The organism is Paenibacillus sp. PastF-3 (assembly GCF_029893135.1).
Lineage (GTDB): Bacteria > Bacillota > Bacilli > Paenibacillales > Paenibacillaceae > Paenibacillus_AQ > Paenibacillus_AQ nitricinens.
In genome coordinates this window covers 508,300-522,622 of sequence record NZ_JARXWM010000002.1, presented here as the reverse complement: position 1 = coordinate 522,622, position 14,323 = coordinate 508,300, and the positions used below count along the sequence as shown (strand labels likewise).

Sequence of the window (14,323 nt, the reverse complement as noted above, 5' to 3'; positions counted from 1 at the left end):
ACTGAAGTATATCTACAAACTACTAAGGTTTTCCATTAGTATTAATTCAAATCATAAGAGGTGATTTCATGAACAAATTTGGATTTGTATTTTTTATTGCTGCAATAATATTTTTAATATCAGGATGTCAAAAGGCTGGTTCCAACGATGAATTAGCTAAAGCGCAGGTGCAGGTTAGTGCATTAGGATCATCATTTAGTATCCCTGCACTGGATGGTTATGAAGTTAGTTATGTACAATATAAATTCCCTCCAAAGGATAAACAAGGCAACTTTATTGGAGATAATCAAGAAGTTTTAGTCACATATACGAAAAACAAAGGGAAGCTGGAGAAGTTAACAAAGGGGCAAAAAGAGTCCAGTGAAAGAGAAATCATCTACGGACCTTATCAAGGAGAAACACTCTTTGAAATAACCTATAGCAATACTCAAGTTGATTTGAACGATGCTGATATTATTGATATTAGCGGCAAACAGGTGCAAAAAATAAAAAATAGTGATTATACGTATTTAGCATTCAATGATTCAAAAGGTTCAATCACTTTAAAGTTTAACAGTTTGGATGAGGATACAATTCTAAGCATTGCTCAACAAGTAGTAAATGAAAATAAATAAGGAATAGTTAGTTTTTGTGCTGAACGGATGGAAATGTTAGTTTAATAAACCGCCTTTTACTAAGTGAAGCCATTTGATTGATCGTTTTGGGAAACTTATATTCACTGTTCTTGGTTATGTTGTGAAGTAACGGCGATATCGTTGTAAGGAGTAATGTAAAATCCCATTTAGGATGGTGTAATGCTATACATGGAATGCTTAGGATGTAGAATCGCTAACGGCATTGAACCTGACTTAAATATTGTTTATGAAAATGAATTTATTACTTGTGTGCTTGATATTGCTCCTTTTAATGAAGGGCATACTCTAATCCTCCCCAAAAAGCATTACTGTGATGTCGAAGAGATGGAGGGAAATTTTAACGATCTTACTCATTACCATATGCATCTCATTCCGAGGTACGAAGGCGATGGATTTATCTGGGGTGAACCCTTACACCCACATGGTGCTGAAAAACGATTAAGCCAAACCAAAAAAAAGATTCTAAAGACATTAAGTGAAGAAAAGAGAAGGGGTCGATAAAGACTTCTTCTCTTTTCTTCCTAAATTAACATTTTACCTTAACATAGCTTAAATCAAAGAATACATTTGGAGTAAAAGAGCGAAGATCCTCCTCTAGACGGAGGTTCACTCTTTTCTTGTGTCGTAAAATCTTGGAGGGAAACTTTAATGCAATGATTTGTTGCAGAGGAGATTCAAGGGGGATTGTTTTATTTACAACGTAACAGTGTTATGTTACGATGTTTTCAAGGAGTGATCGGATATGGAAGATGATTTGATTTCGAAGAAACAACTGCTGGATTTAACCGGTATTTCATATGGGCAATTGTACCGCTGGAAAAGGAAGCAGTTAATCCCTGAGGAATGGTTTATCCGTAAATCTACCTTTACTGGACAAGAGACTTTTTTTCCTAAAGAGATGATCCTGTCCCGGATTCACAACATTGTGAATATGAAAGATGGGCTTTCTCTGGATGAAATGGCTGATAAGCTATCGGATAAAGCATCCTTTGAGAAGGTGAGTGTAACTGTTAAGGATATTTTAGAACGTAACATTGTTTCGAGAACAACGCTGAGGAAATTTGGAGAAAGTCTCAGTGATGAAAGTAAATATACTTTTGGGGAGCTCGTTCATTTATTCGCTGTAGACCGCCTGCTTAGTGCTGGGGAAATGAGTATGGAGGAGGCGGAGCTTCTGTTTCGCACGTTGCAGGAGAAAGTTTCAAGGCTTGAGAGTGGAAGCTGGGAATTGTTTTTTATCCGGAAAATGGGGGTTTCATCCTTCATTCTGGCACAAGCGCCTGCGGAGTTATGGTTTGATGAAGGGGTTAGATTGGTCAGTAAAATGACCTATGCAGATTTGATCGAACAATTGAAAGGTAAGCTTGCCTACAAGCTTGTTGAATAGGAGGAAGAGTAATGGACAAACATCAGCTGCCTGATTTGATAATAAACGGGGTTAGTGGTGGGGCCGGTGGTACTTACAACAACGTAAACATGGATGGTGTAGGTAAAGTAGTCGGGCCGATTGTGGCGCGAATGTTTAAAGGAAATGGGCATATGAATTTGAATGATGATCTAGCAGCAGAAGAAGCAGAATGCAACGGGGTCATCAAAGTGATGGGTAATATGCGGTTTGGCACCCTAAAGGTGGATGGGGTTCTTAATGTAGGTAAGAGTTTTCGAGGTGAAAGCTGTACCCTTAACGGAATGGTGAGTATCAAAGGGGATTGTGAGCTTGAGGATTTGGTAGGTGAAGGTAGCTTTAATGTTGGTGGTTTACTAAGTGCCGGTCATGTGGATTTTAAACTGCAGAGTCAGGGGAAGGCCAATGAAATTGGTGTGGAGAGCCTCGTGATTCGGCAAGTGAATAATGGATTTTGGAGTAAGATGTTTAGCGGAATTATCCCTAAACTTCGGCCTGAGCTATGTGCTCGAACGATCGAGGGAGATTTTATAGATGTAGAATATACAACTGCGGATATCATCAGAGGAAATATTGTCATTATTGGCCCAGGCTGTACACTCGGACGGGTAGAGTATCGCGAACAAATTACAGTGCATCCAGAGGCTAAGGTTGGAAAGGTGGAGAAGGTCGGTGAATGATAATCTGAAAATAATTGGAACGACATCTTCAGCCGGTGGCTCTTTCAAAGATGTTAAGATCACTGGAGAATGCAAATTCGCTGGAGATGTGAATTGCGAAAAGATGAATCTGACTGGAAATGCCAATATAGCTGGAAATCTGCATATGAAGCAAATGAAAATCACTGGCGAAATTGCACTCGAGGGTAGTCTTGAAGGAGATTCCTTACGTGGACAGGGTGAAATAAAAGCAACCTCCGTAAAAATCGATAAGCTTCATCTCTACGGAAATTTGGATGTGAAGGGTGATTGTGAAGGAGAAAAATTGCAAATTTCCGGTGCCTTAAGCGTTGCGGGATTACTTAGTGCTGAGCATTTGGAGATTAAATTGTTTGGTCCAAGTAGTGCGAAGGAGGTTGGGGGCAGTATCTTAACCATTAAGAAGAGTAAAACGGGAAGACTGCTGCATATGATGAAGCCAACTTCGAAAATACTGTTTGAAGCGGGGCTAATCGAAGGCGATGCTATTGATCTGGTCAATACAAAGGCTAGTATGGTAAGGGGAGAACGTGTAATCATTGGTCCGGATTGTGAAATAGAAACGGTGGAATTCCGCGATATACTAGAAGTTCATAAGCACGCAACAGTGAAGCATCAAGTGAAGATCTAAAGACAATTTTATAGTTATTTTTTGAGGAAAAGAGGAGTGGAACATATGAGTGCTGCCAAATCGCCCAATCTGGGTATTGTTATCGCAGGTCTCTTATTAGGAATTCTTATGGCCTCCATGGACAGCACCATCGTTGCTACTGCAATGGGTAATATTGTTGGGGAGCTGGGCGGAATGGACAAATTTGTCTGGGTCACCTCAGCTTATCTCGTAGCCGAGATGGCGGGTATGCCCATTTTCGGCAAGCTGTCTGATATGTATGGTCGTAAGAAGTTTTTTATTTTTGGAATTATTGTATTCATGGCAGGTTCGGCTCTCTGTGGAACGGCTGATACAATAACTCAGTTAGCTGCATACCGGGCTATTCAGGGCATTGGTGGCGGGGCGCTGGTGCCAATCGCTTTTGCAATCATGTTCGATGCCGTACCGCTGCAGACCCGGGGAAAACTGGGCGGGGCATTCGGCGCTGTATTTGGCTTGTCGAGTATATTTGGTCCATTGCTCGGTGCGTATATTACCGATCATATTGCTTGGCAATGGATATTTTATATTAACTTACCCCTTGGTCTGTTGGCTTTTGCGATGGTCGTATTCTTTTATAAAGAATCGCATGAGCATTCAAAACAGCCTATTGACTGGTTGGGAGCGGGTACGCTGCTTGGTTCAGTCATTTCCTTAATGTTTGCGCTGGAGCTAGGCGGAAAAGAGTATGCTTGGGGATCGTCCATGATTCTTGGTTTGTTTGCAGCCTTTGCCATCCTTGCAGTTGTGTTTCTTTTTGTAGAGACCAAAGCGAAAGAACCGATTATTTCCTTTGCTTTGTTTAAAAAAAGATTATACGCGGTGAGCATTATTTGTGCTCTGTTTAGCGGTGCAGCTTTTATTGTGGCTTCCGTGTATATTCCGATCTTTATTCAAGGAGTATTGGGCGGATCAGCTACAAATTCAGGACTTGTATTGCTACCAATGATGGTCGGCTCAGTGGTTACGGCTACGATGGGCGGATTTCTAATGTCAAAAACCAGTTACCGCAGCCTGCTGATTCCTACATTCGCACTTTTGGTGATCGGTACTGGACTTGTAGCGACACTCACGCCGGATGCTTCACGACTGCTTGTTACGTTGTATATGATTTTGATTGGGCTAGGGATTGGTGCTTCATTCTCAGTGCTAAGTACGGCATCTATTCATGGATTGACCGCACAGCAACGTGGCTCTGCCAGCGCAACGCTGAATTTCATTCGTTCACTGGGCATGACGATAGGCATTACTACCTTCGGTATCATTCAAAGTCACTATTTCTCAGGCAGTCTTACCAAGCTACTCTCGGCTAATGGTGGTGGAGCGGCTCCTGCGGGAGCTATGGATTTTAAAGACCCACATGCTTTGCTCTCACCGGAGACTAGGGCGCTCATTCCACCTGAAATTCTGGGTAAAATTACCGCTGGGTTATCCTCATCCATTGTAAACACCTTTGCTTGGGCGCTGATTCCTGCAGCTTTAGCGTTATTGGCTTCGTTTTATATGGGACGTCAGAAGATGGATGCCTCTGCGGAGGGGAATGTTCAGGCGTCTGGACATTAGCATGTAGTCTAGATAATATTCGATTGATTATGATTCAGTGAAAATAGACATATAAAAAAACGACCACCACTTCGGGTACTTCCTAAGTGGTGGTCGTTTTTGTCTAAAGGCATATGTGTGCTCCATTACGCCCAAAGCGACTAGGTAGAAAATGGTCGATTGTACTGCGAATTTGGTTCACAAGTATCTGACGGTTTCCCTGAGAAGGCGTTCTGCTCTCTATCTCGCCAGAAGCTCAGATTCTGATACTCTGAAAACGTAATCAAAATCTGGGTATAGGAGATTCCGATATGGGGGTACCTGCTGGCAAACGGCTTCCCAGCGTTGATCCGGTTCATCGATCCCGCTGGAAGATGAAGAACAAACATAAATTGTTCTTCATGGCTTTTCCATTTCTTGTTGTCACCTTTATTTTCTATTATCTGCCGATCAGCGGATGGATTTATGCCTTTTATGATTTCATTCCCGGAATACCGTTGTCAGACACGCCTTACGTTGGATTGAAATGGTTCAAGACGATTGTATCTAATCCGACGCAGACCGCAGAGGTTCTGCGCGTGCTGAAGAACACGCTTGCTATGAGTTCACTCGGATTAATTACATCCATCTTTCCAGTGATCTTTGCCGTTATGTTGACTGAGGTGAAGTCAGGCTGGTATCGCAAGCTGGTGCAGACACTAACCACGATTCCAAACTTTATAAGCTGGATTCTAGTTTATGCCTTGGCATTCTCGTTGTTCTCTGTAGATAACGGTGTCATCACCCACATTCTGGTGCAGCTTGGAATAGTGGATGAAGGCTATAATTTCCTCGCTTCCAGCTCAAATATCTGGGTCACGATGATCGTTTGGTACTGGTGGAAGTCGTTAGGCTGGGGTGCCATTCTCTATCTTGCTGCAATTGCAGGCATTGATCAGGAATTGTACGAAGCTGTTGAGGTGGATGGAGCAAATCGGTTCCGGAAAATTTGGCATATCACCATTCCAGGTCTGATCCCGACCTTTTTTGTACTGCTGCTACTCTCTATAGGTAATCTGGTCAATAACGGGATGGAGCAGTACTTTGCCTTTCAAAATGCGATGAATAAGGACTCTATAGAAGTACTGGATCTTTATGTATATAACATTGCGTTCGCCAACAACTTTCCTTTTGCCACGGCTGTCAGCATGTTGAAGTCGGTTGTCAGTGTAATTCTACTGTTCGCAGCGAACACATTGTCTAAGATGGTGCGTGACGAATCTATCATTTAAGTCAGGGGTGATCCCATTTGAGAAAGAAAAAACTAACGGCTGGAGAACTTATCTTCCAGATTATGATCTATACGCTCTTTGGATTGTTCACCCTGTCATGCATCTACCCATTCTATTATTTGTTCATCAATACGATCAGCTCGAATGATCTTAGCGCAGCGGGTGATATCAAATTTTATCCAAGACAGATCCATTTTGATAACTATAGTAAGGTGCTAAGAATCAGTGGTCTAGGACATGCGGCGACAGTCTCTGTGTATAGAACGGTTGTGGGGACATTGCTTACTGTGGGGTCGTCAGCTTTTTTAGGATACTTGTTCACCAAAAAGGAAATGTGGGGCCGGAGTATTTGGTATCGGAGTGTCGTGGTTACGATGTATTTTAGCGCAGGGCTGATCCCTTGGTACATCACGATGCATAATTTGCATCTGACTAATAATTATCTGGCTTATATTTTGCCTACGATTATTACGCCATTCAACATCATTCTGGTTAAGACCTTCGTTGAGGCCATTCCTCCATCCCTTGAGGAGTCAGCGTCTATGGATGGTGCTGGTTACATGAGAGTGTTTTGGAGCATTATTGTACCGCTTACTACGCCCATTTTGGCTACAATTACGATTTTTTCCGCAGTGAATCAATGGAACTCATTTATTGATACGGCGTTTCTGATGACAGATACGAAATATTTTACGCTCCAATTCTTGTTATGGCGTTATTTGAACGAGTCCAGCTCGCTCGCGGCTTTAATTCGTAATTCACCAGATATGGCCGCTAGTGTAGCGAATATGCAGACTCCAACCTCTGTACGGATGACCGTAACGATGATCGTCGTATTGCCGATTCTAATCGTGTACCCATTCTTCCAGCGCTTTTTCGTCAAAGGGATTATGATCGGTGCGGTTAAGGGCTAATGAGCTACCGGATCGGTAATGAAATGGGGTTTTCCTCTGCTAGGAGCAGAGTTGGACTATAAGAAAAGATACGAAAGGGAGGGTATAAAGCAATGAGACTAAGAAGAGCATCGCTTGTCATGCTATCCGTAATCCTGGTTTTCGTTCTGGCAGCATGTGGCGGGGGAAATAATACGGCTAACTCGGGCAAAAACACGAGCACAGAGAAACCTACGTCCGCTGCCACGAATGCGCCGGCGGAAGAGACAGCAGCACCAGATGACGGAACACTAGATCATTCCAAGCCGCTGAAGCTGACCGTATTCTCTACAACGGCTAACTATGCGGGTCCACAAACCGGTTGGTTTGCCAAAATCATCAAAGATAAGTTCAATATTGAGATGGACATTGTAGCCTCAAACCTGACGGGTGGAGATACCAAAATCTCTGCAATGATGGCATCCGGCGATCTTGGCGATATTATCATTTTCGGTGATGATAAGAACCATTATCCAAACGCGATCAAAGGAAAACTTCTCTTAGACTGGACTCAAGACGGGCTCCTAGATAAATACGGAAAAGACATTACTAGTACGTTTCCAAAAGCTATCGAGAAAGCAAAGGTCGCTTTTGGTAGTGGGACATCCGTTTTTGGCATCGGGAACAGCGTAGCTTCTAATCCATCTGGACCCTCTGAAGGAAAAGACATGACTTGGGGACCCGACCTACGCTGGGATCTTTACCAACAAATCGGAGCACCTGAAATTTCAAAGATAGAAGATTATCTTCCCGTGCTGAAAAAAATGCAAGAGCTTGAACCAAAAAATGAGCAAGGAAAGAAAACCTATGCCTTCTCGATGTGGTCTGACTGGGACGGCAACTATAAAATGACACTGGCTAAACAGTTCGCCAACATGATGGGTTATGACGAAATTCCTGACACTGCTGTGTATGTTAAAGCAGATGAAGAAAAGTATTATGACTTCCTATCCGAAGATAGCTGGTATATGAAGTCGCTCAAACTGTATTTTGAAGCTAACCAAATGGGGCTGGTTGATCCAGATTCCATGACGCAAAAATTCGACGATGTGGTAGCGAAATACAAAGATGGTCGTCTGTTGTTCTCCTGGTTCCCGTGGCTTGGAGCAGCTAACTACAATACACCGGAAAGAACAGCAGAAGGTAAAGGTTTTGCACTAGTTCCGTTCAAGGATGAGCTGATGTATTCCACTGGCTTCAATGTATACGGTGGTAACGGTATTATAGCAATCGGTGCAAAATCTAAAGAACCTGCTAGAATTATGGAATTCCTTAACTGGATGTACACTCCGGAAGGCGCAATGATCTCTGCAGGAAGCGGAACAGCGGTGCCGAACGGACCTAAAGGTCTGACTTGGGATATGGATGCAAGCGGTAAACCTGTCGTGACTGACTTTGGCTGGAAGGCTTATACCGATCAACAGAATACACAAGTGCCTGCAGAATATGGTGGTGGTGACTACTACTACGGCTCTAACCAAATGAACTTCTCTTTTGTAGTTCCGGCGATGGTGAATCCTGACAACAAAGAGCCATACGATCACAATCTATGGACGACAACCTTAGAGCGTAATCCGTCTAAACTTGATAGTGACTGGAGAGCGAAGATGGGTGTTCTGACGCCTAAGGAGTATTTTGAGAAAAATAATCTATTGGCTGTCGCGCCACAAGGCTTCACAGGTAAAGAGCCATTGATGATGGACAAAACAGTGGAGCAAAAGAACAAACAAATCGGTACGGTCATTCAACAAATTTCTTGGAAAATGGTATTTGCTAAGAATCAAGCAGAATATGACAAATTGAATAAAGAAATGCATGATAAGGTGAATGGTCTCGGTTATGCCGAAGTGATGGATTTCTCGATTAAAAAGGCAGAGGAACTGTTTGAGGCTCGCAAAAGCGTGAAATAAGGTTTAATTAGAAAAAATACAAATAGGGCGGGGCGGCGTGAAGGCTGTTCTGCCCTATTCTATTCAATTAAGGATAAATGTGGTATTCTCACATTGATATATATAGAACGCTTACAAGAAGAAAGAAGAGGATCATTCAGATGGTGAGAGTATTCCGGCGTAGTCATACCCCAGCTGTCAAATCCTTACGTAAGACTTTATTCATCTATCTAGTGATCGGAACGTTACTTCCGCTTCTTTTAGTAGGATTCGTAACCTACACCTCTATTTACTCTATCCTTTCAGGGAAAATTGGCAATGGTATAAGTGCAAGCTTGAAACAGGAAGCCTCTAGCTTGGAGAATGCCATCGACAATATGGATTTTGCCTCTAAACAGTTTGCGCTGGATGGTCAGATTGTGGAAGAAATGTCCTCTTTTATTCAGGAAAAACAAATTTATCGCAAATCGCAAATGATGAACTCCATCAACCAGAAGATCAACCTCGTTAATTTCACGAATCCCTACATTGGACTTACAGCCTACATTATGCCAAGCAGTGATGATCCGGTTCTGTTCACAAATATGAGTGCGCGCAGAAATTTCGATATCAGTACATTACCTTCTTTTATGCGATATAACGGAGCTGATTATTATGGGCCGCATTCTACGATGTATGCCGTCGGCGATAATCTCGTGTTCTCAGAACAGCGCATTGTACGCGTACCAGGTGAACATAAGCTATATATTTATTTAGAGACAAATTATAGTCTGCTTCGCAAAATATTTAATCAGGAATCTTACGGGATGAAGGTTAACCACCTACTTGTGAATCAACAGGGCACTAGCACTTATGTCATTGATGGTAAATTACCTCAAGGAATTATCAAAGCTGCTGGAAGCAACTCTAATCTATCACATGAAACACTTACCGGATATCATCTGTTTCGATACGCTAGTCCACAGGGATGGAAGCTTATTGCAGTAGTTAAAAAGTCCGAATTCAACAGTGAAATTTATTCTTGGTTCTATAAAATGATCCTGCTCGCGTTCTCGACACTACTCTTTGCCGGAGTTCTGGCTTTGATGATTTGGAAAAAGATTTATGGCCCTTTGCGGAAGGTTAACCTTGAAATTAATCGAATGGCGGAAAATGTTACTTCTCCCGTTGCCTACACGAATGTGGAAGAGTTTGATTTTGTGCTTAGTAACTTTCAGCAGATGAAGAAACAGGTGAATGAGCTGATTGTTGCGGTAGCCTATAATGAGAAGCAGAAAAGCCAATTCGAGATTGAAAAGCTACTTAGCCAGATTAACCCTCACTTTTTGCATAATACATTGAATACGGTGCAGTGGATGGCAAGGCTTAACGGTCAGAAGGAGATCGACAAGCTGGTCACTCTTCTTGTAAAGGTGCTGCATTATAATCTGGGCAAGCAAAGCATCATCGTTACCCTTGGAGAGGAAATTGAAGCGATCCGAAATTATATGGAGCTGCAGCGTATTCGTTATGACTATGAATTCGAATTTAACGTGGAGGCTGATGAGGATGTATTGTCTGTGGCTGTCCCTAGATTCTTACTTCAACCCCTTGTAGAGAACTCGATTTATCATGGTCTAAGCGATAATGGCAGGGTGGACGTCTTGATTACAAAGCATGGTGAAGGAGAAGTTCAGCTGTGTGTAAGAGACAACGGGGCTGGAATGGATGCAGATACGTTAGATCAGCTGCTGTCAGAGGATGGCGCTAAGAAGCGGGGGCTCGGAATCGGCTTCTCATACGTGAACCGGATGCTCAGAACCTACTATGGAGAACAAATGAAGCTGGAGATGTACAGCAAACTAGGGGAAGGTACGGTTGTATCTATCGTAATTCCGAGGAAAGGTAAGGAGGACTTCGATGATTAAAGCTGTAGTGGTTGATGATGAGAGACTTGTGCGGAAAGGTTTTATCTCTCTAATTGATTGGTCATCCTTAGGAGTTGTGATTGTCGGTGAGGCGGGAGATGGCAAATCCGCTTTGGAGCTACTTCAACAACAGGATGTAGATCTGATATTTGTAGATTTGACTATGCCCGGCATTTCTGGGTTTGAGCTAATTAAACTAGTAAGGCAGCGTTTCGCAGGTGTTCGCTGTGTTGTGCTTACTTGCCATCATGAGTTTGACTATGTGCAGGAGGCCATGCGTTTAGGAGCCGTTGATTATATTGTCAAAACTCTATTGGAGATGGAAAATGCGGACGAGACTATACGTCGCCTGGTCGATCGCATCAAATGGGAGGACAATACAAGGGATGCACTGGTTCATGGTGAAGGTAAAAGGATAGCTGCAGACAAGGCACTGCTCTATTTACCATTAAGCAGCCACTGTAATGAAGAAGAGTTATTTCACCTATCCTTCGTGAAGAATAATCCGCTGATTACCTTTCATGAGATGTGGATGTCGCCCTTGCTTCACCGGTTCTCGGAAGAGGAGGGGAAGCGTGAGCTTAAGAACCAGCTTTCTGGGAGATGGCAGACCGCGCTCATCAGTGGGTTAAGAGATCAGTCACTACAGGAATTGGAGGAGCAGCTCACCACGAAGCTTCGGCATATGCTATTTTATCATTCTAGTGCTGAAGAACTGACCTTTCTGAATTATGAGGAACTAAAGAAGGAAATAGCGATTCCCCATTTAAAACCGGATGAAGCTGATGTATTCGAGCAAGCTCATAGTCTCAAGTGGACGATTGATGGGAATGAATGGGAGAATTTTGTAATGAACATAAGCTTGCAGAAGCCTCGATACGATAGATTTCCAGCTTTCGCACATTCTCTTTTACAAAGCTGGAGCGCTTTATTGTTAAAACCTGATGATGCTGTTCAACTGGAACGCGATATTTCGATGAACTTGAATTGGTGTCACTGGAAGACCTGGCTGCGCCGATTCTCTGATCATGTGGGACGGAGAATGCTCGAGCTAGGATTGACTAAAGAAGTGATGTCTTGTCTTATTCGCGCAGTTCGTTATATGCAGAGCCATGCAGGTGACAAAATCAATCAGAGCGACGTAGCGGCGGAAATTAATATGAGCCGTGGTTATTTCAGTCAATGTTTCGCTCGTTTTGCCGGGGAGACATTCGGTGAATGTTTACGGGGAATGCGACTTGAGTTGGCTAAATCATTATTGCGGGAGACTTCATTACCCGTCTGTGAGATTGCTTCAAGGTCTGGCTTTGAAGATGACCGCTATTTCAGTAGACTGTTCAGAGAACGTATTGGTCAACTGCCGAGTGAATATCGTGCGGAGGAGAAGGACCAATGATGAGATTGTGGAGATTCATCCTCTTATTTGTAATGATGATCGGACTTACATCATGCCGTGACCAGAACAAAACAGTAGATTCTACTCGAAGTCCTCAGGGTGAGGTCGAAGATGCTTCTGTAGCGTATAGCAAATACGAAGATCCGATCGTGATTCGTGTAGGATTTAAGGTTCCTGATTCCAGGCTAAATACAGGTGACAGCAACGACAACAATCCAATCACCCGTTATTTGGAGAGCATTACGAATATCAAGGTAGTTCACTCTTGGGAAGCGAAGGGTGAAGATGCCTTTAATCAAAAAGCACAACTTGCGATCGATAGCAATGATTTGCCGGATGCGATGGTTGTAGATCGAGATCAATTAAAGAAACTCATTGACAATGATATGATAGAGGACCTCACAGAGACCTACAATGTATATGGCTCTGATTTAATTAAGGATATGTACAATTCTACTCAGGGTGAGGCATTATCTGATGCTTCCCGATACGGTAAGTTATATGGATTACCTAACGTAGCAATTGATGCGGATTCGCCTGTTCTGCTCTGGGTGCGTCAGGATTGGATGGATAAACTGGAGCTGCAGGCACCGCAAACCTTTGAAGATATTGAGAACATAGCGAAGGCTTTTATGGAGAAAGACCCCGATGGCAATGGTAAAAGAGATACCGTCGGACTTAGCGGCTATAAGAATATCGTCTATGGGACAAAGCCATTAGTAAATGGTCTGGATGCTGTGTTTAGTGCATTGCATGCTTTTCCTACCAATTGGATCAAGGATAACGCTGGGAATATTGTATATGGATCCATTACACCTGAGACCAAACAAGCGCTTGCCAAACTGGCAGATTGGTATAAAAGAGGGTTGCTGGACCCCAATTTTGCACTTTATAAAGAAACACAAGAGCCTATTATTACAGGGAAATCAGGCATGTTCTTTGGCCCATGGTGGATGCCATATTATCCTTTGTCAGAGGCGGTTGCCCTCGATACGAAGGCAGAATGGAGAGCATATGCAGCTCCACTTGATGAGTCTGGTAAGTTTGTTGCACATTTGGCTCCGGTAACAGACCGTTACCTTGTTGTGCGTAAAGGTTTCGAGCATCCAGAGGCGATTATGAAGCAGTTGAACGTGTTTACAAGACTTGAGAGAAGACAAGACCCTAATTCGGAGGAAGTTAAGACGCTTGATGATTTCTCAGCGCAAACAGGAATTCAGTTGCGTGCCTATTATCCGTTTGACCTTCTAATTGATTATTCGGATGCAATAGAGAAACATTATGCAGATATCCAGCAAGCTTTGCATGGCAAAATTGACCCGGATACATTAAATCCAGATACCCGTCTCATTTATGATCAATGGGTGGAGGACACGGAACAACCAAAGAAAGATCTGGAAGGCTGGAAAGCAGCGAATGCCTATAAATATGGAGTTGCTGTCTTAACCTCTACCGCTATTGAGGGAGTGCGAGGGGTCTTTTACGGAAACACCCAACGAATGAAGAGCAAATGGACGGAGCTGCAAAATCTGGAGAGCGAGACATTTTTGAATATCATCGTGGGCGATTCACCACTTAGTGACTTTGACGTTTTTGTAGAGAAGTGGAAGAGTCTAGGTGGGGAAGCGATTACGAAAGAAGTTGCTGAGACCGTAAAATTGAAATGAACACGGGATGATATAGGTTTTTTCGCTAAAAGTAGCGGAGTGAATGGACTGATTGTGGAAAAGTGGAGTGTCCTCACCAAGGAAACGGGAGCACTGATCGATAATTAGGGAATTCCTCCCTGTAATTCTGAGATTTCTGCTCATCTGACTAATAATTAGGGAATTCCTCCCTATAATTTCGCTGATTCGTTGGTAAATACCGATATTACTCTGATTTTTAGGGAGGATTTCCCTCTTTCTATTCATTTAAAACATTTATCAGCTATTTTCAGGGAGCTTTTCCCTAATAATTCTCAAAAAAAGAAGCTGTCCCTTAAGTAGCCATTACT

General features: G+C 42.9%; 12 protein-coding genes. All 12 read left to right on the top strand.

Annotation, left to right across the window (positions count from 1 at the left end):
* Positions 1-68: 68 nt before the first annotated feature.
* The 12 genes from M2444_RS06400 (at position 69) to M2444_RS06345 (ending at position 13,994) form a co-directional block, all read left to right on the top strand.
* The gene (locus M2444_RS06400; RefSeq protein WP_280786554.1) at positions 69-614 is read left to right on the top strand and encodes a hypothetical protein; all 546 of its coding nucleotides are present in this window, start codon (positions 69-71) and stop codon (positions 612-614) included.
* Between the two features lie 189 nt (positions 615-803).
* Positions 804-1,136, top strand: coding sequence for an HIT family protein (locus M2444_RS06395; RefSeq protein ID WP_280786623.1), 333 nt, complete (start codon positions 804-806; stop codon positions 1,134-1,136).
* A 241-nt stretch (positions 1,137-1,377) separates the two neighbouring features.
* On the top strand, positions 1,378-2,022 hold the full coding sequence (locus M2444_RS06390; protein ID WP_094870231.1) for a YhbD family protein: 645 nt from the start codon (positions 1,378-1,380) through the stop codon (positions 2,020-2,022).
* Positions 2,023-2,033: 11 nt separating this feature from the next.
* Positions 2,034-2,720: a hypothetical protein gene (locus tag M2444_RS06385; RefSeq protein WP_094870230.1), complete on the top strand. Its 687-nt coding sequence runs from the start codon at positions 2,034-2,036 to the stop codon at positions 2,718-2,720.
* Positions 2,713-3,369, top strand: coding sequence for a hypothetical protein (locus M2444_RS06380; protein WP_094875523.1), 657 nt, complete (start codon positions 2,713-2,715; stop codon positions 3,367-3,369). Before M2444_RS06385 ends, M2444_RS06380 begins: the two co-directional genes overlap by 8 nt.
* Positions 3,370-3,414: 45 nt before the next feature.
* Positions 3,415-4,953 carry an MDR family MFS transporter gene (locus M2444_RS06375; protein WP_094875525.1) on the top strand — a complete coding sequence of 513 codons (1,539 nt, stop codon included), beginning with the start codon at positions 3,415-3,417 and terminating at the stop codon, positions 4,951-4,953.
* Between the two features lie 290 nt (positions 4,954-5,243).
* Complete coding sequence (locus M2444_RS06370) at positions 5,244-6,203, top strand: ABC transporter permease (protein WP_094870227.1); 960 nt, start codon at positions 5,244-5,246, stop codon at positions 6,201-6,203.
* Between the two features lie 17 nt (positions 6,204-6,220).
* Positions 6,221-7,117, top strand: a complete 897-nt coding sequence (locus M2444_RS06365; protein WP_042190000.1) for a carbohydrate ABC transporter permease — start codon at positions 6,221-6,223, stop codon at positions 7,115-7,117.
* A 92-nt stretch (positions 7,118-7,209) separates the two neighbouring features.
* Entirely contained in the window at positions 7,210-9,045 is a 1,836-nt protein-coding gene (locus M2444_RS06360) for a type 2 periplasmic-binding domain-containing protein (protein ID WP_280786553.1), read from the top strand.
* Between the two features lie 140 nt (positions 9,046-9,185).
* The gene (locus M2444_RS06355; RefSeq protein WP_280786552.1) at positions 9,186-10,931 is read left to right on the top strand and encodes a sensor histidine kinase; all 1,746 of its coding nucleotides are present in this window, start codon (positions 9,186-9,188) and stop codon (positions 10,929-10,931) included.
* Positions 10,924-12,327, top strand: a complete 1,404-nt coding sequence (locus tag M2444_RS06350) for a response regulator (protein ID WP_280786551.1) — start codon at positions 10,924-10,926, stop codon at positions 12,325-12,327. Before M2444_RS06355 ends, M2444_RS06350 begins: the two co-directional genes overlap by 8 nt.
* Positions 12,324-13,994, top strand: a complete 1,671-nt coding sequence (locus M2444_RS06345; protein ID WP_280786550.1) for an extracellular solute-binding protein — start codon at positions 12,324-12,326, stop codon at positions 13,992-13,994. The genes M2444_RS06350 and M2444_RS06345 overlap by 4 nt, the downstream gene beginning before the upstream one ends.
* Positions 13,995-14,323: the final 329 nt, after the last annotated feature.

Bases quoted from the DNA above. Each gene is read 5' to 3' on its own strand.
- M2444_RS06360 (WP_280786553.1), top strand. From the start codon at position 7,210: ATGAGACTAAGAAGAGCATCGCTTGTCATGCTATCCGTAATCCTGGTT.
- M2444_RS06385 (WP_094870230.1), top strand. From the start codon at position 2,034: ATGGACAAACATCAGCTGCCTGATTTGATAATAAACGGGGTTAGTGGT.
- M2444_RS06350 (WP_280786551.1), top strand. From the start codon at position 10,924: ATGATTAAAGCTGTAGTGGTTGATGATGAGAGACTTGTGCGGAAAGGT.
- M2444_RS06355 (WP_280786552.1), top strand. From the start codon at position 9,186: ATGGTGAGAGTATTCCGGCGTAGTCATACCCCAGCTGTCAAATCCTTA.
- M2444_RS06375 (WP_094875525.1), top strand. From the start codon at position 3,415: ATGAGTGCTGCCAAATCGCCCAATCTGGGTATTGTTATCGCAGGTCTC.
- M2444_RS06390 (WP_094870231.1), top strand. From the start codon at position 1,378: ATGGAAGATGATTTGATTTCGAAGAAACAACTGCTGGATTTAACCGGT.
- M2444_RS06400 (WP_280786554.1), top strand. From the start codon at position 69: ATGAACAAATTTGGATTTGTATTTTTTATTGCTGCAATAATATTTTTA.
- M2444_RS06345 (WP_280786550.1), top strand. From the start codon at position 12,324: ATGATGAGATTGTGGAGATTCATCCTCTTATTTGTAATGATGATCGGA.
- M2444_RS06370 (WP_094870227.1), top strand. From the start codon at position 5,244: ATGGGGGTACCTGCTGGCAAACGGCTTCCCAGCGTTGATCCGGTTCAT.
- M2444_RS06395 (WP_280786623.1), top strand. From the start codon at position 804: ATGGAATGCTTAGGATGTAGAATCGCTAACGGCATTGAACCTGACTTA.